The following is a 20,204-nucleotide window of genomic DNA, read 5'->3' as shown; positions in this document are numbered from 1 at the left end:
GGTCGGCCAGTCCCCGTCAGACGTCGAAGACGACGTACGCGTGCCAGCCGCCGTCGGCCTCGCGCTCCGAGAGGTCCATCTCGGAGTACGTGACCGCCTTCAGGTCGCGGGCGTGGACCTCGTTCAGCGGGACGCCGCGCGCGCTCCCCTCGACGACCCACTCGCCGTCCGCCTCGCGGACCGCGGCGTCGTGGTCGACCGGGAGGACGTTGCGCACGTCGCGCTCGTAGATGAGCCGGTCGAGGTAGTCGAACAGCAGCGCCTCCCGGCTCTCCGCGCGCTCCTCGAACGTGAACCTGCTGCCGGCGTCGGGGGTCTCCGCGGTCATCGCGGCGGCCATGCCGTCGGCGACCGCCGCGAACACGGCGCCGAGGCTGTCGGCGGTCGCTTCCACGGCGACGTCGGCGGTGTGCTCCCTGAGTTCGTAGCTCATTCGTCGCCCTCCGAGACCTGCGTCTGCGCGATTTCCTCGCCGGTCAGCCGTTCGAGGCGCTCCCGCGAGAGCCCGTCGGTCGCGCCGTCCTCGGAGGACACCGCGACCCCCATCGTCACGACCGCGCGCATCCCCTCCTCGACGGTCATGTCCACGTCCATCACGCGCTCGGCGGGCACGTGCGTGAGGTGGCCGCCCATCACGGGGTTCGGCGCGAGCGGCAGGAACAGCGTCAGCATCTCATCGTGGCCGGCGGCGTCCGCGACCGCGCTCGGCGTCTCCGTCGTCAGGAACCCGAGCGTGTACGCGTCCTGATGCGGGAACTCCACGAGCTTCACGGACTGGAAGTTGTCCGCGTCGCTCTCGACCATCACGTCGCTCATCTGCCGGAAGCTCTTGTAGACTGCGCCCACGCCGGGGACGCGTTCGAGCACGGCGTCGAAGTACGCCAGCACGCGCTCCCCGGACCGGAACGACGCCGCGAACCCGACGAGGAGCGTGAGTGCGACCACCACGAGCACGCCGACGAGGTCGACGATGGTTTCGGAGGCGTTCGGCGCGACGTTCGTGCTCGCCAGCACTCGCGCGAGCGGTTCGAGGAGGTCGTCGACGACCCCGACGGCGATGGAGAGCACGTACAGCGTCACGAGCAGCGGGACGACCACCGTGACGCCGGTGAGCGCGGCCTCGCGGACGCGGTCGTACGCGGACTCGCCGGCGCGCTGCATCCGCTCGCCGTCGGGGCGGCTGCCGCCTAGCATCGTTCACCGAGACGCCGACGACGCGTGAAAGCGTTACGGCGTCCGGCGACGGTGGAATTATATTCGCCGGCCTGCTACACCCGCTCAGTGAGCGTCACAGTCGACGAGCGCGTGGTCCCGCCGGGGAGCGACGAACACCTCGACGAAGCGTGGGACCTCAAAGAGCGCATCCGGGAGGACGAAGCCCTCCTCAAGCAGCGACGCGGCTTCTTCGCGAACGCCTACCGGCGCTCGACGGTCTACTGCTTCCTCGACGGCGACGAGATGGTCGGCTTCGCGGCGGCGCGCTCGGACGGCTACATCCTGTTTCTCGCGGTCGCCCCCGAGTACCGCGGCGAGGGCTACGGCGAGCGGCTCGTCGCGCGCGTCACCGAGGACGCCGGGAAGGCGTCGTGTCACGCCCGGCAGAGCAACGAGAGCGCGGTGTCCTTCTACGAGCACCTCGGGTTCAGCGTCGAGCGCGAAATCGACAACTACTACGAGGACGGCGAGGGCGCCTACTACCTCCGGCTGGGCGACCGCGCCCGCATCCGCGACCGCATCTCCGAACTGCTGCGCGGCAGCCGGTAGCTGACTGTCCCGGAAGGTTTCGGACCGAACTCACCAGAAAATATATGCCGGCGCCGTTGGTAACAGCGAGCATGGGAGAGAAATCAACTGGTATCGCGGCCGCTGAAGTCGGCGGCCGAGTCCTCGCCGGCGCGCTCGGCTGGGTGCTCGTGTTACTGGGCACGCTTGGTGCTGCCGCGACCCTCCTCCGACTCGCTGGAACAACCGCCCCGACGAACTATACTGGCTCCGCCGTCGCGTTCGGCGTCTGTGTACTTGTCGTCGCGGTGGGCCTCTATGGGAACCCCAGCATCAGGGAGCGCCTCCGGTCGGCGATTCGCTGACCTCCGAGACGAAATCCTCTCGAAACCGTCCGCCGCCTGCGCTTCTCCCCCGTCGTGGCACTGTTCTCCGACTCTCTTCCCGCCGCCCGCGTCTGGACACCTCCGGCTTCGCTAATTCGCACCATTGAAATTCAGTTAATTCTTTGAGAACGCTAGAAAAATTAATTACGAGGTGCGGTGTTACCTTCGTCGATGGCAGACGATACATTCCATCGTCGAGGATTCGTCAAGGCGACTGGCGCTGGCGTCGCACTGCTCACGGGCATCGTCGGCTCGGTCAGCGGTGAGGGCGACGATGTCTACGACTTCGACCCCGAATCACTCACGGAGATCAACGACTTCGTCGAACAGGAACTAGTCGCAGAGCGCACGGACGCTGACGCGCCCGGCATCGACGACGTTCGATTCCGAGACTCGTTCAAGAACGATGATGACCTGAACGACGCGCAAATGTCCGCACTCGAAGAAGCGCTCGCCCCGAAGCTGACGCGGACTGTCTCTCGGTCGTCGCCGTCGCTTAGCACCCAGAGCGCCGGTGATACCGAACCGACGGTTCGTGTCCACCTCGACGAGGACGCCGAGAACCCCTTCGAGGAGTGGAACTGGGAGCGACCCGATTACCTGACGAAGGTCCCCGAGACCGACAGCACTGCCACCACCGATGCTGTCACGCTCCCTGGTGGTGGCGGCGGCGGAACGAGCACCGAGGTGTTCACACACACGCAGGACCAAGTCGCGGCGTCAGTCGACTACACCGCGTGGCGGTGGCAGTGCGAGATCAACTGGGAGTACGACTCCACGGAAGTCGTCGAGGGAACGTTCAACGACCTCGTCACCTACACGAACTACGCTATCGACCACCAAGGTACGGACGCCAACGAGATTCGTGAACTGGAGGAAGAGACCTACACCGCAGACTTCGAAGCGGACTTCCACAACAGCGGCATCAACGTCTGCATCCCCGGGACGAACACGTGTTTCAGCACGGCGCAGGACTTCAGTCCCGCCCAGCGGTTGGAGGGTGATACCAGCGGGAACGGTGAAGTTCTCATCAATAGCAAGGACACGATATTCGACGTATAGGGCCGTCCTGACGGCGCTACTATTCGACGAGGACACATTCTCTCGCGGGCCGGCGGAGCGCAGGTGACCGGAGAGACGACACGCATTTACCGGCGGTCGGCGTACGCGTTTCCCGCTATGGAGGAACGGACCCGCGCGTATCTCCGGGGGCGCTTCGGCGACTTCTACCGCCGCTCGGAGGTACAGCTCCCGCCGCGCGCCGACGACCGCGAGTGGGGGTACATCCCGTGGACGTCGGGGCCGGACACGACGATGGTCCGGCACAAGTCCACGCTCGACTTGGGGAACACGTCGGCGTTCCTCGAACGACAGCGCCCCCGCCACGTCTACTTCTCGGCGGGGTTCTACGAGACGCCGGGCGCGTCCACGATGGAGCAGAAGAACTGGCTGGGCTCCGACCTCGTCTTCGACCTCGACGCCGACCACCTGCCGAGCGTGACGCTCGGCGAGGACACGTACGCGCAGATGCTCGCGAAGTGCAAGGACGCCCTCTACCGGCTGTTGGACTTCCTCGAACGCGACTTCGGGTTCGAGGACCTGACGGTGACGTTCTCCGGCGGCCGCGGCTACCACGTGCACGTCCGCGACGAGGGCGTCCACGACCTCGAACGCGAGCAGCGCCGAGAAATCGTCGACTACGTGCGCGGGAACGAACTCGATTTGGACTCGCTCGTGCGCGAGGAGACCGTCGAGGGACTCGGGTTGAAGAACCCGACGAACAAGCGCGTGCTGCCCGCCGACGGCGGCTGGGGGCGGCGAGTCACCGAGCGCCTCGGCGAGTTCGCCGACGACCTCCTGGAGCGCGGCGAGGACGACGCCGTCGAGTACCTCTCCGGGATGGAGGGCGTCGGCGAGAAGTCCGCGCGCGCCATCTACAACGCCGTCGCGAACAACACCGACGCCGTCAAGCGCGGGAACGTGGACGTCCACCCGGCGTTCCTGAAGGTCGCGCGGAAGTACGTCGCGGAGACCATCGAAGCCGAGAACGCGCCCATCGACGAGCCCGTGACGACGGACACGAACCGCCTAATTCGGCTTCCCGGGACGCTGCACGGCGGGAGCGGCCTGCACGTCCAGCGGCTCACCCGCGAGGAGCTGGACGACTTCGACCCGCTGGTGGACGCCGTCCCGGAGACGTTCGTCGGCCACGACATCACCGTCGACGTGAAGGAGGCGCGCACGCTGGAACTGCTCGGGGAAACGCTTACGGTGGAACCGGGCGTCGTATCGGTCCCAGAGTACGCGGGCGTCTTCCTGATGGCCCGCGGCACCGCGGAGAAAGCCAAACAATGAACCTCGAAGACCTACGGGCGGCCCAGACCCGCGAGCGCGCGACCGACGGCCTCCAGGAGCTTCGGGACTCGTTCTACGGCGACGTCGCGGCGTACATCGCGGACCTCAAGGACCAGCGGGAGGCCGCCGCGAGCGCGGCCGACGACCCGTTCGGCGACCCCGAGGTCCAGGAGCTCACGGACAAGATCGAGACCGCCGAGCAGGTCGCGGAAGCCATCTACGAGCGCCGCATGGGCAAGCTCGTCAAGCAGGCGAGCCTCGCGGCCGCGGGGATGCCCGACGACGTCGGCGGCCTCACCGAGGAGGAGCGCGCGCTCTACGGCGACCTCGTCGAGCGCATCGAGGCGAACAAGAACCACGTCCTCGACGTCATCGCCGGTGACGCCGAACCGTCGAGCGCCGAATCGGAGGATTCCGACGCGGGACCGCTCGGCGACACCGCCGACCGGACGCCGACGGACCCGACCCCCGAACCGGACGCCGAGCCCGCCGAGGATTCGTCTGCGGCGGCCGCGATGGGCGGCGGGCTCGACGACGCGGACACGGAGCCAGCCCCCAAGCCCGACGCAGGCGAACCGGATTCTGAGACCGACCAGATACCCGCCGACCCCGAGCCGCCCGAGGCCATCGCGGAGGACCTCGAACGCGTCACTGACGACGAAGACGCAGCCGAGGACACGGAGTCCGACGAGGACATGGCCCGGACGAAAGTGCGCGTCACGGACGACGTCGGCGAGATTTTCGGCGTGGACGAGCGCCCGTACACGCTCGAAGCCGAGGACATCGTGACGCTGCCCGAAGAGAACGCGAAACCGCTCGTGGAGAAGGACGCCGCCGAGAAACTGGACTGACGGTCCCAGCGTCGAAACTGTGTTTTACCGAGGGTAGCAGTGCGGTCGCTCGTGAGTAGCGTAGGGAGCGAGATAAATTAGGAGCGTGAGAGCATACGCGCGGCGGAGCCGCGCGTTTCACCGCGAGCGAACGAAGTGAGCGAGCGGGGAGTTTTTAGCGTAGCTTTTTGCAAGCGGGGGTCGCCGCAGGCGACCCTCCGCAGCAAAAAGGTACTATTGGAACGCCCCGGGGGTGGTGCGTTCTTCTTCCTCGGGGGTGGCTGCCTTCTCGAATTTCTCTTCGAGTTCCTCGTACTGCTCGCGGACGTCTTCGTCGACGCTGGGCGTGATGTCCGTGAGCGCTTCGTCGAAGTGTTCGGCGGTGATGCGGACGTTGCCGACGGATTCGATGGCTTCCTCGGGGTCCACGGAGTTGATGAACTCGCGGGTGGCGTTCATCGTGGCTTCGCGGACGAGCGCTTCGATGTCCGCGCCGACGAAGTTCGCGGTCTCGCTGGCGAGGTAGTCGAGGTCGACGTCGTCGGCCAGCGGCTTGTTGCGCGTGTGGACGTCGAGGATGGCGCGGCGTGCGTCCTCGTCCGGGACGGGGACGTGGACGTGGCGGTCCAGGCGGCCCGGACGGAGCAAGGCGCTGTCGATGAGGTCGGGGCGGTTCGTCGTCGCGACGACCACCACGTCCTCCAGTTCCTCGATGCCGTCCAGTTCCGTGAGGAGCTGGCTGACGACGCGTTCGCCGACGCCGGAGTCGCCCATGTTGGAGCCGCGTTCGCCGGCGATGGAGTCGATCTCGTCGAAGAACACCACCGTGGGGGCGTTCGCGCGCGCCTTCTCGAAGACCTCGCGGACGCCCTTCTCGGACTCCCCGACGTACTTGTTGAGGAGTTCGGGGCCCTTCACGGAGATGAAGTTCGAGTTGGCCTCGTTGGCGACGGCCTTCGCGAGCAGCGTCTTCCCCGTGCCCGGCGGACCGTACAGCAACACGCCCTTCGCGGACTGGAGGTCCATGGACTCGAAGACCTCGGGGTAGTCCAGCGGCCACTGGATGGTCTCGCGGAGGCGCTCTTTGGTGTCTTCGAGGCCGCCGACCTGGTCCCAGGTGACGTCCGGGACTTCGACGAACACTTCGCGGAGCGCCGAGGGCTCGATGCCCTTCAGCGCGGCCTTGAAGTCGTCCTCGGTGACCTGGATGGATTCGAGGAGTTCGGCGTCGATCTCGTCGGCTTCGAGGTCGATGTCCGGGCGGACGCGCCGGAGCGCGTTCATCGCGGCTTCCTTCGCGAGGCTCTCGATGTCCGCGCCGACGAAGCCGTGCGTGGATTCGGCGAACGCGTCGATGTCGATTTCCTCGGCGAGGGGCATGCCGCGCGTGTGGACCTGGAGAATCTCCTTGCGGCCGTCCTTGTCGGGGACGCCGATTTCGATTTCGCGGTCGAAGCGGCCGCCGCGGCGGAGCGCGGGGTCGATGGCGTCCACGCGGTTGGTCGCCGCGATGACCGTGACGTCGCCGCGCTCTTCGAGCCCGTCCATCAGCGAGAGGAGCTGGGCGACGACGCGGCGCTCGACGTCACCCTGCGTCTCGCCGCGCTTGGGCGCGATGGAGTCGATCTCGTCGATGAAGACGATGGCGGGAGCGTTCTCCTCGGCCTCGTCGAAGACCTCGCGGAGCTTCTCCTCGCTCTCCCCGTAGTACTTCGACATGATCTCGGGGCCCGAAATCGTCTGGAAGTGCGCGTCGATCTCGTTGGCGACGGCCTTCGCGATGAGCGTCTTCCCCGTTCCGGGCGGGCCGTGGAGGAGCACGCCCTTCGGCGGTTCGATGCCGAGCTGCTGGAACAGCTCGGGGTGGCGCATCGGGAGTTCGATCATCTCCCGGACCTGTTCGAGTTCGCGGTCGAGGCCGCCGATGTCCTCGTAGGCGACGTTCGGCGTGCTGTCGCCGGCTTCGCCGGCGGGCGCGCCCGCGGCGATTTCCTCGGCGGGCTGCTCGGAGACCTGAATCTCGGTGTCGTTGCTCACGACGACCGTGCCGTCGGGGTCCGTGTCCGCGATTTTGACGGGAATCTGCTGGCCGGAGACCGTGCTCATCCCGCCGAAACCGAAGGAGATGGGGATGGTCTGCCCGGTGGTGACGGGGCGGCCGCTCAGGCGGTCGCGCACCATCGGCGTGATGTCGCCGCGAACGCGGAGGTTCTGCGGGAGCGCGACCGTGACGGCGGTCGCGGGCTTGATGTCGGCGGGTTCGACGGCGACGTTGTCGTCGATGCCGACTTCGGCCTCCTGACGGAGGCGGCCGTCGATGCGGACGATGCCCTCGCCCTCGTCCTCGGGGTAGCCCGGCCAGACGCGGGCGACGGCGCGACCCTGATCGCTGCTGAGGACGACGTAGTCGCCGTTCTCGAGGTCGAGTTCGTCCATCGCCGCGCGGTCGATGGCGGCCAGTCCACGGCCCGCGTCCTTCTGCTTGAGCGGCTTGACCGTGAGTTTCATCGTTCCACCTCGACGGTGACGACGCCGTTGTTGATAAGCGCTTTCGCGACCGTGCCCGCGGGCACGTCGAACTCGTGCTGGCGGGTCTCGTCGTCGGCCTCGACGACGAGGATGACCGTCTCGTCGACGACGTCGATGGTGACCGCGTCGTCGCTGACCCCGAGGTCCGCGACGAGGACGGTTTCGTCGCCGTAGTCGAAGCGCCGCGCCGGCGCGTCGAGTTGCTCGGTGAAGGATTTCGGATTCATTTGACTAACGTAAAGTTACCATCGCACCCTTATAAGCTTATCGGCGACTGGTGGGGGACGGTGCGGCGACGACGAGACAGGTAGAATTGCGGTTCACACCGCCGTAGGTGTTTTGGCGCTGGTCGTCCTCGCCGCGAACATGCAGACGGTCACCCACGACGGCCGCACCACCGCCTACCGGGCCGAGGACCGCGACGGCAGCGCCACGCCGCTGCTCTGCGTCCACGGCAGCGGCGGCACTCACGGCGTCTGGAAGGCCCAGCTCGCGCGGCTCTCCGGCACGCGGCCGGTCGCCGCCCTCGACCTCAGCGGCCACGGCGAGAGCGACGACGTCGACACCGAGCCCGGTCCGGAGACGCTCGCCGCGTACGTCGAGGACGTGCGCGCGGTCGCCAGCGAGGTGGACGCCGGCGTGCTCGTCGGGAACAGCCTCGGCGGCGCCGTCGCCCTCACGGCAGTCCTCGACGGCGGTTTCGACGCCGACGCCGTCGTGCTGGCGGGCTCCGGCGCGAAGCTCTCCGTGCTCGACGAACTCCGGGACTGGCTGGCCGGCGAGGGCGACGGCTTCTCCCGTGCCGTCGAGTTCCTCCACCGCGAGGACTTCCTCTTCCACGACCCCAGCGAGCGCGAACTCGCCGTCTCGAAGGAAGCGATGCGCGAAGCCGGCCGCGAGGTCGTCGAGCGCGACTTCCTGTCCTGTCACACCTTCGACGTCCGCGACCGCCTCGACCAAGTCGAGACGCCCGTGTTCGCGCTCACGGGCGAGTACGACCGCCTCACGCCCCCGCAGTACCACGAGTACGTCGCAGAACACGTGCAAGACGGGGCGTGGGCGACCGTCGAGGACGCCGCGCACCTCTCGATGCTGGAAGCGCCCGAAGCGTTCAACGACGAACTCTCGTCGTTTCTCGACGAACGCGGCCTCTAGTACAGTGAATCCACGTCTTCCTCGACGTGGCTGTGCTCCTCGGCGGGGAACTCCCCGGACTCGACGGCGTCCACGTAGCCCTCGACGGCGTTCTCCATCTCGGCTCTGACGTCCCCGAACTGCTCGGCGAACGGCGGACTGCGCTCGGAGAGCCCGATTGCGTCGTCCACGACGAGCACCTGCCCGTCCGTGTCGGGGCCGGCGCCGATACCGATGGTTGGGATGTCGAGAGCGTCCGTGACGTCGCTGGCGACGTTCGCGGGGACGTGTTCGAGCACGAGTGAGAACGCGCCCGCGTCCTCGTGCTCGCGCGCGAGGTCGAGCATCCGTTCGGCGGCGCTCTGGTCGGTGCCCTGCCGGAAGTAGCCGCCGAGTTGGTTGACGTGCTGGGGGGTCAGCCCGAGGTGGGCCATCACGGGAATCCCGAGGTCCGTCAGCCGCTCGGTGAGCTCGACCGTGTGCGGGCCGGACTCCAGTTTCACGGCGTCGGCGTCCGCCTCCTTGAGCATCCGCCCGCAGTGCTCGATGCTCTCGCCTTCTTCGACCCCGAAGCTCAGGAACGGCATGTCCGCGACGACGACGGCGTCCTCGGTCGCCCGGGACACCGCGGCGGTCGCGCTCGCTATCTCGTCGACGGTCACCGGGAGCGTGGTGTCGTAGCCGAGCTTCGCGTTGCCCACGCTGTCGCCGACGAGAATCACGTCGACGCCCGCGTCGTCAACGACGCTGGCGGTCGGCGCGTCGTACGCGGTCAGCATCGTTATCGGCTCGTCGCCCGCGTTCCCGCGGACGTCTCGGACGGTCGGCATACTCCGTGGTCGCGCGGGCGGCCTGATAAACGTACGCGAACCGGCGCCGCACAACGGGGAAGTTATGCCGGGGGCCGCCGTGCTCTCGCGTGTGCCGGAGCTACAGGAGGAGACCGACCCGGAGGGCGTCGACTACGGCTGGGTGATGCAGACGACGTTCGTGCTCACCATCGTCGTCGGCGCGCCCGCGGTGGTCGTCCTCTCGCTGTTCTACACGCTGCCGACGTGGCCGTCCCGAGTGTCGTTCGCGGTGCGCGTCGGCGCGGTCGTCTGGCTGGTGACGGCGCTCGCGACGTACTGGTACGCGCGCCGGAACGTCGAGGAGTAGCTACGCCCAGCGGAACGCCGCGCCCGCGCGCTCGGCGGTGACTTCGTCCGAGGCCGAGTCGCCGACGAACAGCGCGTTCTCGGGCGCGACGCCGAGTTCGTCCAGCACCCACGTCAACGCTTGCGGGTCGGGCTTGCGCGCGGGCACCGTGTCGCGGCCCGCGACCACGCGGAACGAATCCAGCAAGTCGTGGCGGCGGAGCGCGCTGCGACACGCGTCCTCCGCGTTCAGCGAGCAGACCGCCGCTGGCACGTCGAGGCTCGCGAGCTCGTCCGCGCCCGGCAGCCGCTCCGCGCGGGTCGCGCCGTCGCGCTCGTGGCCCGCGATGAGCTCGTGGACCTCCGCGCCGACGCCCGCGTCCTCGGCGGCGTCCAGCATCTCCCACATGTCGTACGTGCTGGGCTCGACGCCAGCCTCGCGGAGCCGCGCGGCGACCTCGCGCTCGACGGTCTCCCAGTCGACCGCGAGCCGGACGAGCGTCCCGTCGAGGTCGTAGACGACTGCTTCGTAGTCGGTCACGACTTCTTGTAGGTCGTCTGGAGGTTAGAACCTTCGGTGGGTCAGTCGACGAACCCGAACCCCTCCTCGTCGAGCTCGTTGCTGACGTGGCCGCTGCCGCGGTCCGTAATCACGTAGTAGTCGTCGGTGTCCGCGAACGGCCGCACGAAGTTGTCCTCGTCCAGCTCCGCGAGCGCGGCGTCCACCTCGACGGCGGTCGGCGCGTCGTCCAGCACGGCGTCGAGGTTCGTCGCGACCACGTCCGCGGTGACGGCGACGCCCGCCTGGTGGAGCACGCGCAACACGGGTTCGACGACGTCGCGGTCCCAGTCCTCGGAGTCAGTCATATCCGGGGCGTCGGCGCGCTCGCCCAAAGGTCGTGGGGCCGTTCAGTCCAGCAGGCCGCGCGCGATGACCTCCTTCTGAATCTCGGAGGTGCCCTCGTAGATGGTCGTGATCTTGGAGTCCCGGTAGAGCCGCTCGACGTCGAACTCCGTCGTGTAGCCGTAGCCGCCGTGAATCTGGACGGCCTCGTTGGTGACGTCGACGGCGGCCTCGCTGGCGAAGTACTTCGCCTTCGCCGCGGCGTCGCGGTGGTCCTCGCCCGCGTCGGCCCGACGGGCGGCGTCCCGCGCGAGCAGTCGCGCGGCCTGCGTCTGCGTCTCCATGTCCGCGAGCTTGTGCCGAATCGTCTGAATCTCGGAGAGCGTCCGGTCGAACTGCTCGCGCTCGTCGGCGTATTCGAGTGCGGCGTCGAGGCCGGCTTGCGCGAGCCCGACCGCCTGCGACGCGATGCCGATGCGGCCGCCGGTGAGGATGTGCAGCGCCGCCGACATCCCCTTGCCCTCCTTGGTGAGCCGGTACTCGGCGGGAATCCGGCAGTCGTCGAACAGCAGGCTCGTGGTGTCGCTGGCGCGCAGTCCGAGCTTGTCCTCCTTCTTCCCGACCTCGATGTCCTCCGTGTCCTTGGGCACGAGGAACTGCGTTATCTTGTCGTCGTCGCCGTCCACCTTCGCGAACACGATGGCGACCCCCGAGCGCTTCCCGTTCGTAATCCACTGCTTCTTCCCGTTCAGCACGTACTCGTCGCCGTCGCGGACGGCCTCGGTGGTCATCTGTGCGGGGTTCGAGCCGGCGTCGGGCTCCGAGAGCGCGAACGCGCCCACCGGCCGGCCGTCGGCCATCTCCGGCAGCCACTCGGATTTGAGGTCGTCGCTGCCGAACTCCGCGATACAGGACGTCGCGAGGCAGTGTACGGAGAGCGCGGTCGCCACCGACAGCGCGCCGTACGCGACCTCCTCGTTGACGACGCTGTACGTCAGGCTGTCCACGTCGAGGCCGCCGTACGCCTCCGGGACGGTCATCGCGGTCATCCCCATCTCCGCGAGGCCGTCCCAGACGCCCTCGGGGAACTCCTGCTCGCGGTCGGCGTCGGCCGCCGTCGGGCGAATCTCCTCGGCTGCGAACTCCCGGACGGCGTCCCGAATCTGGCGCTGCTCGGCGGAGAGGTCCATACCCGGCCTTCGCTCCCGCCTGAAAAAAGATGATTGATTCCCGGCCGGCCGCGACCGGGGCCGCCGGCGCTACTCGTCGCTGAGCTCCACGTCGAGGCGGTCTTCGAGCGCCGCGACGACCGACCCGCCGACGCTGGCCTGCGTCGCGCGGCCCTGCTCGACCGCCAGCAGGTCCGACTCGTCGACGCCGAGCTCCTCCGCGAGCTCCTCGCGCTGGAGCCCCGCCTCCTGTCGGGCGCGGACGACGCGCTCGCCGTAGTCCGTGACGAGGTACGGGAGCTGGTCGCGCTCGTAGTCGGTCCCGTTCTCCTCCCAGTGGCTGGAGTCGCCGGTCGCCTGGTCGAGCGCGCGGGCCGTGTTCTGCGCGGCCTCCTGCTTGCGCTGTTGGTCCTCGTCGGGCGTCCGGTCGGGGCTCTCGTCGTGGCTGCTCGCGCAGTCGGGGCAGACCGTCAGCTCCGCCCCAGCGACGTCCGCCGAACGGAGGGAGTCGGACGTCGACCCGCAGAGCTCGCAGGTCTGTCCGCCCCCGCCGCCGCTGGCGCCGCCGGTCGAATACTTCGGCATACCCTGCCGTATGGAGGTGCCACCATTTCAATACCCCGCTTGCCGGCCGGAAACGCGGGAAATCTCGCGGGCGACAGTTAAGTACCCGCGGCGTCAGCGCTCCCGTATGCCCGCCGACTTCGCCGACAGCGTCTACCTCGCCTCGCTGACTAGCGAGGACCTCACCGACGCCTTCGGAGAGGGGTACGCGACGGCCGCGGAGCCGCCCGCGGTCTCCGACCTCCTCCGCAGCCTCGCCGACACGCACGCGTGGGCGACCCGCGACACCGACGTGCTCGCGGCCCTCGACCGCGGCGACTACGTCTGCTTCCACCGCGAGTTCGGCCTGCGCGCCGTCGGCCAAGTGTGGTCGACGACCGCCGACAGCAGCGAGGTCGCCCGCTACACGGACATCGAGGAGCCCGACGGCGAGTGGGGCGTCGTCACGCTCACGAACGTCCAGCCAGCCCTCGACCACGTCTCGTTGCTCTCGCTGGGGATGGACGACGCGCGCCGCGACGACTCGCTGTACCGGCTCCCCGAGGCCGTCGCCGCGGACCTCCGCGCGGAGTACACGACGCCCGCCCGGCTCGTCGAGGACGCCGTCGCGAACCCGCTGGCGTTCGACGTGCCGCCCGGCGGCACGCCCGGCGACCGTCGGCCCGACCCCGAATCGTTCGACGCGAGCGCGCCCGCCGTCACCGGGACCGAGACCGTCCTCGACGCCCACCTCGACGCGCTCGACGGCGTGCGCGCGGTCGCGTGGCGCGTACTCGGCCTCGCGTCGTTCCTGCTGGCCGCGACGCTCGCGGTCGTCGCTGTCTTCCGCCCGCCGGACGGCTCCCGCATCGTGCTCACGACCCCGGTCAGCGCCGGCGTCGCCGCGGTCACCGTCGGCACGGCAATCGCGGCCGGGGTCGCCGTCCACGCCGCCGTCGCGCCGCGCCCCGGACTCGCGGCGTTCACGCGCGAACAGGCCGCCGCAGTCAGGCGCGCCGGCGAGACCGAGCGCCCCGGCGACGCCGCCACGCACCTCGCGGGGAAAGTCGAGGCGTTCTGCACACACCTCGCGACCCGCACCCGGCGGCTCGGGTTCGCCGTCGCCGCCGCCACCGTCGCCGTGCTCGTCGGGTGCGTCTACGTCGCGTACGGCCTCGGCACCCAGATTTCGCCGTCCGTCGAGCCGCTCTCGGGCGTCGCGCTCGCCGGCTTCCCGGTGCTCGTCGTGGCGGCGACGCTCGTCGTCGCCCGCCACCACGTCCGCGCCGCGCTCCCAGAGCGCCCGACGGACGCCCCGAGTGGCGTCGCGTCGATTCCGACGGTCGCAGTCGGCCAGCGGCTGGACGCCCTGAAACGCCGCGTCTCCGGGCTCGCCGGCCGGTTCCGCTGACAGGTAGGTTCGCGCGAAAGTTGTTCTCAGACGTTTGGAAACAGGGGGGTTCATTTACCCGGAGCGAGCATACGCTCAGGTAGCGATGACCGCCAGTGAGGAGTTCACCTTCGTCTGCCCGAGTTGCGGGGAGTCCATGGAGGTCAACCCCGCGATGCGGGACGCCCTCGTGGAGAACGGGTGCGTCGTCTGCGGGACCTCGGTCACCACCGGGGCGTTCTCCCCCGTCGACGCGCCCGAATAGTCCTGCCGCTCGCCGCCGCTCCTCGCTGGCATCGCGCGCGCCCGTGACGCGTCTCCTGGTTTTCCGCGCTCCAGATAGGCAAGTATAAAGATACTGCCGAACAAGCACGACATGTCTACGATGGCCCTGGAGAAGCAGACCGAGATGACGCAGTCGGACACCGACGCGCTCCTCGGCCGCCACGAAACCGGCGTGCTCTCGCTCGCCCGCGACGACGACCCGTACGCGATTCCCATCTCCTACGGGTACGACGCCGACGACCGGACGTTCTACCTCCGGCTCGTCTCGACCCCGGACAGCGAGAAACGCGAGTTCCTCTCCTCGAACCCCGACGCCCGCCTCGTCGTCTACGAGGAGGACGAACCCACCTACCAGAGCGTCGTCGTCACCGGCACGCTCACCGAGATTCCCCGCGAGGAGATGACCGTCGAGCACGTCGAACAGTACGGCGACGCGAAGCGCCCGCTGTTCGAAATCTGGGGCGAATCCAAGCCCGACCTCGACATCAAGCTGTACGAGCTCCGCGCGGACACCATCAGCGGCCGCCACATCGAGCTCTCCGAGCGCCACGACTGAGCACGCTGCTTCTCTCCCGGGCCGTCCTCGCTGCGGTAGACCCCCACCCTCAAGTGCGGAGCCAGCCAACGGACCGGTAATGTCTGGCGGGATTCGCGTCACCGTCGAGTTCCCCGCGCCGGCGGTCTGCCCCGTCGCCGACCTCTCCGAGCGCGCGAACACCACCATCAGCGACGTCTCCACGAGCGTCGCGGCCACCGACGCCGCCGACTGCGTCACGGAGTTCCTCGTGGACGCGGACGCCGTCCCCGAGGACTACGACGACCCGGTGTTCGAGTACGCCGACCGCCACCTCTACCGCGTCACCCACGACGCGGACGCCGACTGCCCCTGCGTCTGCCTCGGCGAGTTCGAGACGCCCGTGGACCGCTTCTTCGCGCACTCGGGCGACCTCGAAGTCGTCTTCCACGCCGAGAGCTTCGACCAGCTCCAGACCATCGTCGGGGAGTTCCGCGACCGCTACCCCGAGGTCGACATCCAGCGGCTCGTCCGCGCGCCCACGGGCGGCACCTCCCGCGACACGGTGTTCGTCGACCGCGGGAAGCTCACCGAGCGCCAGCTAGAGGTCCTCCAGACCGCCTACGAGATGGGGTACTTCGCTCAGCCCCGCGAGGCCAACGCCACCGACGTCGCCGACGAACTCGACATCACGGCGTCGACGCTCACGGAGCACCTCACCGCCGCCCAGCGCAAGCTCTTCGCAGACGTCCTCGAAGAGGGGTCCTGACGCTCACCGCCCCGAAACGACTCCACTCCTTCCCACCCCTACTTAAACCACCCTCGATAGAGGGGTCTCACACTCCTCCCCCCGGAGTGCATTCCATGAGATATGAGTCAGAGTCAGCTGCCCGCCGGCATCCGCACCGACCGCGACGACGGCCCCACCACGCACACCGACGCCGACGACGTCCAGAACGTCCTCGACGCACTCGACGACGCCGACTGCCGGACGATTCTGGAAGCCACCCGCGACGCCACGCTCACCGTCGGCGAAATCTCCGAGACCTGCGACCTCCCGCAGTCCACGGCCTACCGCAAGGTCGACATCCTCGCGGACGCCGGCCTCCTCGACGAATCGCTGCGCGTGCGCCGCTCCGGCAAGCACGTCAGCGAGTACGACTGCGCCATCGACGACGTCACGCTCTCGGTCGGCGCCGACGGCGTCTCCCTCACCGTCGACCACGCCGACACCGAACCGTCCGCCACGTTCGCCAACTCCCTGTCCACCCAGACGAATGTCGCAGACGACTGACCGGAACTTCGCGTCGCTGTTCGTCGACGTCACCGGCACGGACACGATAACGGAATCCCAGCGCGACGCCGACTCCCGGCGCGTCGAAGCCGCCGACGAACGCGACGTCGCCGACTACGTCGCCGACGCCTCCCAGCAGACCGGCCTCGACGACGCCATCGACGACCCCGAGACCGACAACTGACGCTCTTCTCGACATAGTCACCAGTCGCCCCGAGCGCCAGCGACAGCGCCGTAGCTGACGGATTCAGTGACGAGTGCGACGACAGACGCGTCGCTGTCGGATGTTGGAACGGAAAGGATTGTGCGTGGGTGATGTCCCTTGGGAGGGAATCACCGTGCATCGCCGTTTTGCCTCGACGGCGAAGCCGTCTCGGCGTTCGGCGGCGCGTAGCGCCGCCCGAGCGATGCGTGGGACCGGATTTGAACCGGCGAACCTCTACAGGACAGCGCCCTCAACGCTGCGCCTTTGGCCTAGCTTGGCTACCCACGCTCGCTACGTGCGTTTGCAATCCACCGTACCCGCCGCCCAATTAAAACCCCTACGATTTGGCCGTCCCCTGCGAGTCGCCGACACGGAAACCGCTATGGGGGGCGCGGCCGAACCGCCGCCCATGACAGACGGGTTCGCGCGGCGGCACGTTCGCTCGCTGACCGCGGTGCTCTCGGTGGCGTCGCTGGCGCTCGTAATCGCCGCGGTCCGCGGGTTCGTCCCCGCGTCCGCGGTGCCGCACGCACCGGACGCGGTCCTGCACGCGCTCCCGACCGTGAACGCCGCGCTCAGCGCGGCCGCCATCGGCACCATCGCCGTCGGCTGGCGCGCGATTCGCAACGGGAACGTCAGGCGGCACAAGGCCGCGATGCTGGCATCGACGCTGCTGTTCGTGCTGTTCCTCGCGTTCTACCTCTATCGCATCGTCGTCGAGGGAACCACGGGCTTCGGCGGCCCCGAGGCCGTCTACACGTACGTCTACCTCCCGATTCTGATTATCCACATGGGGCTGGCGATGGTGTCGATTCCGCTGGTCTACTACGCGCTGTTGCTCGCGGGCACCCGCGAGATTTCGGAGATTCCCGCGACCAACCACGCGAAGGTCGGCCGCGTCGCGGCGTCGCTGTGGCTGGTGTCGTTCGCGCTCGGCATCGTCGTCTACCTCCTGCTGTACGTGCTCTACTGACGCCGCTCTCGGACCCACGCGGGCGGCTCGACGGTCGTCGCGTTCGCCCACGTCACGTCGAGCGTCCGCTGGCCGACGGCCGTCGTGTTCCGGTCGCGCACGGTGGAAAGCGAGAGCACGCGCCCGCTGGCCGCGACTTCCAGCGTCGCGGCGTGCCGCGAGGGCGTGTCGTCGCCCAGCGCCGTCTCGTCGGCGGTGAGCGTGGTCACGGTCCGGCCGTTCCGCCGCTCGGTCCCGGCGACTTCGAAGTCGAGCGCGCCGAGCACCGCGCGGAGCGGCTGTGTGCGGACGACGCGCTCGACGACAATCGGCGCGTCCCCGCGGCGCTCGCTACGGACCGAGGTCTCGTTCTCGTGCGCGATTCGCTCCAGCACCGTCGTCTCGTTGGCGTACACCTCGTAGCGCTCCGGCGCGGTCTCGTTCCCGCTGACGCGGACGCCCCACGAGACGACGTGGATGCGAGTCAGATTCGGTGTCGCGCGAGCCGTCGCGTTCGTCTCGACGGTCCGCGGCTCGCCGCCGATTCGCACCGTCGTCGTGCCGTTCGACGTGACGACGGCGCCGTGCGTGGTGACGTGGTCGCTGTGGGCGCCCACGAGCGCGGACGCGTTCGCGACGCCGTCCGCGCTCACGCCGGGCGGGTACGGCGTCGTCTCGGTCGAGTCCGGGGCTGGCGCCGGCCCCTGTCCCATACAGCCGGCGACCAGTAGCAGGGCGACTGCGGCGACGTGGAGGGCGGGTCGCATACTCGTCGCGTCGCTCGGGCCGGTAAAAGTCGCTTGGGCTCAGTCGTCGGCGGGCGCTTCGGCCGGGCGCTCGATTTCGCGGTCGGTGGCCTCGCCGGGGATGTCGTAGGGGTACTCGCCGGTCACGCAGCCCGCGCAGAGGTCCGCCTGCGAGCGCCCGATGGCGGTCGTGACGGCGTCCAGCGAGAGGTACGAGAGGCTGTCCGCGCCGATCTCGTCGGCGATTTCGCTGGCGGTCTTGTCGGCGGCGATGAGCTCGTCGCGGGTCGCCATGTCGATGCCCATGTAGCAGGGCGCGCTGATGGGCGGCGCGCCGATGCGCACGTGGACCTCCTCGGCGCCGGCCTCGTAGAGGAGGTCCACGAGCTGGCTGCTCGTGGTGCCGCGGACGATGGAGTCGTCGATGACGGTGACCGTGCGGCCCTCGACGGTGGACTTGATGGGGTTGAGCTTGAGGCGGACCGCCTGCTCGCGGGCCTCTTGGGTCGGCATGATGAACGTGCGGCCGACGTAGCGGTTCTTCATCAGGCCCTCCGCGAACTCGACGGTCGCGCCGTCGTTCTGTCCGGCCTCGGCGTACCCGGACGCGAACGCGCGCCCGGAGTCGGGGACGGGCATCACGACGTCCGTGTCCACGCCGTTCTCCGCCCAGAGCTGGCGGCCGAGCTCGCGTCGCACCTCGTAGACGAGCTCGTCGTCGATGACGGAGTCCGGGCGCGCGAAGTAGACGTACTCGAAGAAGCAGTTCGCCGTGTTCTCGGCTTCGACGAGCTGGTGGGAGTCGTAGCCCTCGCCGTCCTCGTGGAGGACGACGAGCTCACCGGGGCGGACGTCCCGGACGAGTTCGCCGCCGAGCGTGTCGATGGCCGCGGACTCGCTGGCGAGCACGTAGCCGTCGTCGAGCTCCCCGAGGACGAGCGGGCGGTTCCCGAGCGGGTCGCGCACGCCCAGCACGGTGTCGTCGTGCATGATAGTCAGCGAGTACGACCCGTGGACGCGGTGCATCGTCGTCTCGACGGCGGCGACGAGGTCCTCGTCGAGGAGGTTGCGCGCGAGGTCGTGGGCGATGACCTCGGTGTCGCCGTCGCTGGTGAACGCGTGCCCGCTGCTGGCGAGGTCGTCGCGAATCTCGTCGGCGTTGACGAGGTTGCCGTTGTGGCTGAGCCCGAGCGCGCCGCCCTTGAACGAGACGGAGAACGGCTGCGCGCAGGACTTGTCCACGCTGCCCGCGGTCGGGTAGCGCACGTGGCCGATGCCGGCGCTCCCGACGAGCTCCTCGATGTCGGACTCGTCGAAGGCGTCGCCGACCAGTCCCATCTCGACGTGCTGGTGTTGCTGGAAGCCGTCGTGGGTGACGATGCCGGCGGACTCCTGCCCGCGGTGCTGGAGCGCGTACAGCGCGTAGTACGTCGGGAAGGCGGCGTCGCGCTCGGCGAGGGAGACGCCGACGACGCCGCACTTCTCCGTGGGGTGGTCGAACTCGGGGCCGTCCTCGCGCCCGGGTGACATGGACGCTCCTACCCCGCCACGCAGGGTAAAACTTCCGCAACCGTGTCGAACTCGCCGAAACACACCACCGTTATATGCACGAACGTGCCAACCGTGGGGGTTGTGTGCTACCACGAGCCAAAGCTGGTGGCAGACTGCACGGTCATTCCGAGAGCGCACGCTCCGAGTTACGAGTGCTCGGAACGCAGAATAGTCGCGTCGCTACGGAATCGCGAGAAACGCAGGAGAAACGGAGTTAGTTGTCGCCGGTCTTGCCCTGCCAGTTGTAGCTCCGGCGCTTCGCGGACTTGCCGAAGCCACAGCTCGAACAGACCTTCTTCTTCGTGTGGTAGGACTTCTCGCCGCAGCGGCGGCACTTCGTGTGCGTCGTCGTGTTCTTCTTCCCTTGGCTCGGGGTCCCAGCTCCCGTCATGGTTTGATGGTTACGACGTTGTCGCCACGGATAATCGTTGTGTCTTCGCCCTCCAGCACGATGTTCATGTGCTGGTCGTAGCCCGTGAGGACGCCAGTGAACTCTTCGCCGTCCTTGAGTCGGACCGTGACGGTCTCCTCAAGAGACTCCTCGAGTACGTCGAGTGGTCGGCCGCTCATACACCAACGGGGACGTGTCGCGTCTATAAGCGTACCGGACCGCGGTCGC

General features: G+C 68.6%; 27 protein-coding genes and 1 tRNA gene. 14 read left to right on the top strand and 14 right to left on the bottom strand.

What is annotated here, in order from left to right; all coding sequences use genetic code 11:
• Positions 1-16: 16 nt before the first annotated feature.
• Together HHUB_RS08720 and HHUB_RS08715 are read right to left on the bottom strand one after the other, a co-directional pair.
• Complete coding sequence (locus tag HHUB_RS08720) at positions 17-433, bottom strand: archease (RefSeq protein WP_059057233.1); 417 nt, start codon at positions 431-433, stop codon at positions 17-19.
• Positions 430-1,194, bottom strand: a complete 765-nt coding sequence (locus tag HHUB_RS08715; protein ID WP_059057232.1) for a DUF502 domain-containing protein — start codon at positions 1,192-1,194, stop codon at positions 430-432. The genes HHUB_RS08720 and HHUB_RS08715 overlap by 4 nt, the downstream gene beginning before the upstream one ends.
• 87 nt (positions 1,195-1,281) lie before the next feature.
• On the opposite strand from HHUB_RS08715, the gene HHUB_RS08710 reads away from it, so the two are divergent.
• The 5 genes from HHUB_RS08710 (at position 1,282) to HHUB_RS08690 (ending at position 5,314) form a co-directional block, all read left to right on the top strand.
• On the top strand, positions 1,282-1,764 hold the full coding sequence (locus tag HHUB_RS08710; protein ID WP_059057231.1) for a GNAT family N-acetyltransferase: 483 nt from the start codon (positions 1,282-1,284) through the stop codon (positions 1,762-1,764).
• Positions 1,765-1,835: 71 nt separating this feature from the next.
• Positions 1,836-2,087, top strand: coding sequence for a hypothetical protein (locus tag HHUB_RS08705; RefSeq protein WP_059057230.1), 252 nt, complete (start codon positions 1,836-1,838; stop codon positions 2,085-2,087).
• 192 nt (positions 2,088-2,279) lie between these two features.
• Positions 2,280-3,170, top strand: a complete 891-nt coding sequence (locus HHUB_RS08700; protein ID WP_059057229.1) for a hypothetical protein — start codon at positions 2,280-2,282, stop codon at positions 3,168-3,170.
• 117 nt (positions 3,171-3,287) lie between these two features.
• Entirely contained in the window at positions 3,288-4,463 is a 1,176-nt protein-coding gene (gene priS, locus HHUB_RS08695; protein ID WP_059057228.1) for a DNA primase small subunit PriS, read from the top strand.
• Positions 4,460-5,314 carry a DNA replication complex subunit Gins51 gene (locus HHUB_RS08690; protein ID WP_059057227.1) on the top strand — a complete coding sequence of 285 codons (855 nt, stop codon included), beginning with the start codon at positions 4,460-4,462 and terminating at the stop codon, positions 5,312-5,314. Before priS ends, HHUB_RS08690 begins: the two co-directional genes overlap by 4 nt.
• Positions 5,315-5,527: 213 nt before the next feature.
• Here HHUB_RS08690 and HHUB_RS08685 read toward each other — a convergent pair whose 3' ends face one another.
• Both HHUB_RS08685 and HHUB_RS08680 read right to left on the bottom strand, forming a co-directional pair.
• Positions 5,528-7,801 carry a CDC48 family AAA ATPase gene (locus tag HHUB_RS08685; protein ID WP_059057226.1) on the bottom strand — a complete coding sequence of 758 codons (2,274 nt, stop codon included), beginning with the start codon at positions 7,799-7,801 and terminating at the stop codon, positions 5,528-5,530.
• Positions 7,798-8,049, bottom strand: coding sequence for a DUF7127 family protein (locus HHUB_RS08680; protein WP_059057225.1), 252 nt, complete (start codon positions 8,047-8,049; stop codon positions 7,798-7,800). The genes HHUB_RS08685 and HHUB_RS08680 overlap by 4 nt, the downstream gene beginning before the upstream one ends.
• A gap of 139 nt (positions 8,050-8,188) precedes the next feature.
• Between HHUB_RS08680 and HHUB_RS08675 the strand changes: the two genes are divergently transcribed.
• The gene (locus tag HHUB_RS08675) at positions 8,189-8,977 is read left to right on the top strand and encodes an alpha/beta fold hydrolase (protein ID WP_059058249.1); all 789 of its coding nucleotides are present in this window, start codon (positions 8,189-8,191) and stop codon (positions 8,975-8,977) included.
• On the opposite strand, the gene panB is transcribed toward HHUB_RS08675, so the two are convergent.
• Positions 8,974-9,786, bottom strand: a complete 813-nt coding sequence (gene panB / locus HHUB_RS08670) for a 3-methyl-2-oxobutanoate hydroxymethyltransferase (protein ID WP_059057224.1) — start codon at positions 9,784-9,786, stop codon at positions 8,974-8,976. The genes HHUB_RS08675 and panB overlap by 4 nt on opposite strands.
• A 91-nt stretch (positions 9,787-9,877) precedes the next feature.
• Here panB and HHUB_RS08665 point away from each other — a divergent pair, with 91 nt between their 5' ends.
• Entirely contained in the window at positions 9,878-10,114 is a 237-nt protein-coding gene (locus tag HHUB_RS08665; RefSeq protein ID WP_059057223.1) for a DUF5822 domain-containing protein, read from the top strand.
• Here the strand turns inward: HHUB_RS08665 and HHUB_RS08660 are convergent, their stop codons facing one another.
• From HHUB_RS08660 to HHUB_RS08645, 4 genes are all read right to left on the bottom strand, one after another.
• The gene (locus HHUB_RS08660) at positions 10,115-10,633 is read right to left on the bottom strand and encodes an HAD family hydrolase (RefSeq protein ID WP_059057222.1); all 519 of its coding nucleotides are present in this window, start codon (positions 10,631-10,633) and stop codon (positions 10,115-10,117) included. It lies immediately after the preceding gene.
• Positions 10,634-10,674: 41 nt separating this feature from the next.
• Positions 10,675-10,959, bottom strand: a complete 285-nt coding sequence (locus HHUB_RS08655; RefSeq protein ID WP_059057221.1) for a hypothetical protein — start codon at positions 10,957-10,959, stop codon at positions 10,675-10,677.
• Between the two features lie 42 nt (positions 10,960-11,001).
• The gene (locus HHUB_RS08650) at positions 11,002-12,126 is read right to left on the bottom strand and encodes an acyl-CoA dehydrogenase family protein (protein WP_059057220.1); all 1,125 of its coding nucleotides are present in this window, start codon (positions 12,124-12,126) and stop codon (positions 11,002-11,004) included.
• A 69-nt stretch (positions 12,127-12,195) separates the two neighbouring features.
• Positions 12,196-12,690, bottom strand: a complete 495-nt coding sequence (locus tag HHUB_RS08645; RefSeq protein ID WP_059057219.1) for a helix-turn-helix domain-containing protein — start codon at positions 12,688-12,690, stop codon at positions 12,196-12,198.
• A 106-nt stretch (positions 12,691-12,796) separates the two neighbouring features.
• Between HHUB_RS08645 and HHUB_RS08640 the strand changes: the two genes are divergently transcribed.
• From HHUB_RS08640 to HHUB_RS08620, 6 genes are all read left to right on the top strand, one after another.
• Positions 12,797-14,059, top strand: coding sequence for a hypothetical protein (locus HHUB_RS08640; RefSeq protein WP_059057218.1), 1,263 nt, complete (start codon positions 12,797-12,799; stop codon positions 14,057-14,059).
• Between the two features lie 85 nt (positions 14,060-14,144).
• Positions 14,145-14,303: a DUF7560 family zinc ribbon protein gene (locus tag HHUB_RS17075; protein ID WP_169793403.1), complete on the top strand. Its 159-nt coding sequence runs from the start codon at positions 14,145-14,147 to the stop codon at positions 14,301-14,303.
• Between the two features lie 120 nt (positions 14,304-14,423).
• A complete protein-coding gene (locus tag HHUB_RS08635; RefSeq protein ID WP_059057217.1) occupies positions 14,424-14,879 on the top strand; it encodes a pyridoxamine 5'-phosphate oxidase family protein in 456 nt (151 codons plus the stop codon).
• 79 nt (positions 14,880-14,958) lie between these two features.
• A complete protein-coding gene (locus tag HHUB_RS08630; RefSeq protein ID WP_059057216.1) occupies positions 14,959-15,606 on the top strand; it encodes a helix-turn-helix domain-containing protein in 648 nt (215 codons plus the stop codon).
• Between the two features lie 102 nt (positions 15,607-15,708).
• Entirely contained in the window at positions 15,709-16,131 is a 423-nt protein-coding gene (locus HHUB_RS08625; protein WP_082687215.1) for a winged helix-turn-helix domain-containing protein, read from the top strand.
• A complete protein-coding gene (locus HHUB_RS08620; protein WP_059057215.1) occupies positions 16,115-16,315 on the top strand; it encodes a hypothetical protein in 201 nt (66 codons plus the stop codon). The genes HHUB_RS08625 and HHUB_RS08620 overlap by 17 nt, the downstream gene beginning before the upstream one ends.
• 224 nt (positions 16,316-16,539) lie before the next feature.
• Here the strand turns inward: HHUB_RS08620 and HHUB_RS08615 are convergent.
• A tRNA-Leu gene (locus HHUB_RS08615) sits at positions 16,540-16,624 on the bottom strand.
• A gap of 121 nt (positions 16,625-16,745) precedes the next feature.
• Here HHUB_RS08615 and HHUB_RS08610 point away from each other — a divergent pair.
• On the top strand, positions 16,746-17,309 hold the full coding sequence (locus HHUB_RS08610) for a DUF420 domain-containing protein (RefSeq protein ID WP_059057214.1): 564 nt from the start codon (positions 16,746-16,748) through the stop codon (positions 17,307-17,309).
• On the opposite strand, the gene HHUB_RS08605 is transcribed toward HHUB_RS08610, so the two are convergent.
• From HHUB_RS08605 to HHUB_RS08590, 4 genes are all read right to left on the bottom strand, one after another.
• A complete protein-coding gene (locus HHUB_RS08605) occupies positions 17,303-18,055 on the bottom strand; it encodes a hypothetical protein (protein ID WP_059057213.1) in 753 nt (250 codons plus the stop codon). The genes HHUB_RS08610 and HHUB_RS08605 overlap by 7 nt on opposite strands.
• A 39-nt stretch (positions 18,056-18,094) precedes the next feature.
• The gene (gene purF / locus HHUB_RS08600; RefSeq protein WP_059057212.1) at positions 18,095-19,564 is read right to left on the bottom strand and encodes an amidophosphoribosyltransferase; all 1,470 of its coding nucleotides are present in this window, start codon (positions 19,562-19,564) and stop codon (positions 18,095-18,097) included.
• Between the two features lie 235 nt (positions 19,565-19,799).
• On the bottom strand, positions 19,800-19,976 hold the full coding sequence (locus HHUB_RS08595) for a 50S ribosomal protein L37e (protein WP_059057211.1): 177 nt from the start codon (positions 19,974-19,976) through the stop codon (positions 19,800-19,802).
• Positions 19,973-20,155, bottom strand: a complete 183-nt coding sequence (locus tag HHUB_RS08590; RefSeq protein WP_058983693.1) for an LSM domain-containing protein — start codon at positions 20,153-20,155, stop codon at positions 19,973-19,975. The genes HHUB_RS08595 and HHUB_RS08590 overlap by 4 nt, the downstream gene beginning before the upstream one ends.
• Positions 20,156-20,204 lie beyond the last annotated feature (49 nt).

It is taken from the genome of Halobacterium hubeiense (assembly GCF_001488575.1).
Lineage (GTDB): Archaea > Halobacteriota > Halobacteria > Halobacteriales > Halobacteriaceae > Halobacterium > Halobacterium hubeiense.
This window is presented reverse-complemented; position numbering and strand designations above follow the sequence as displayed.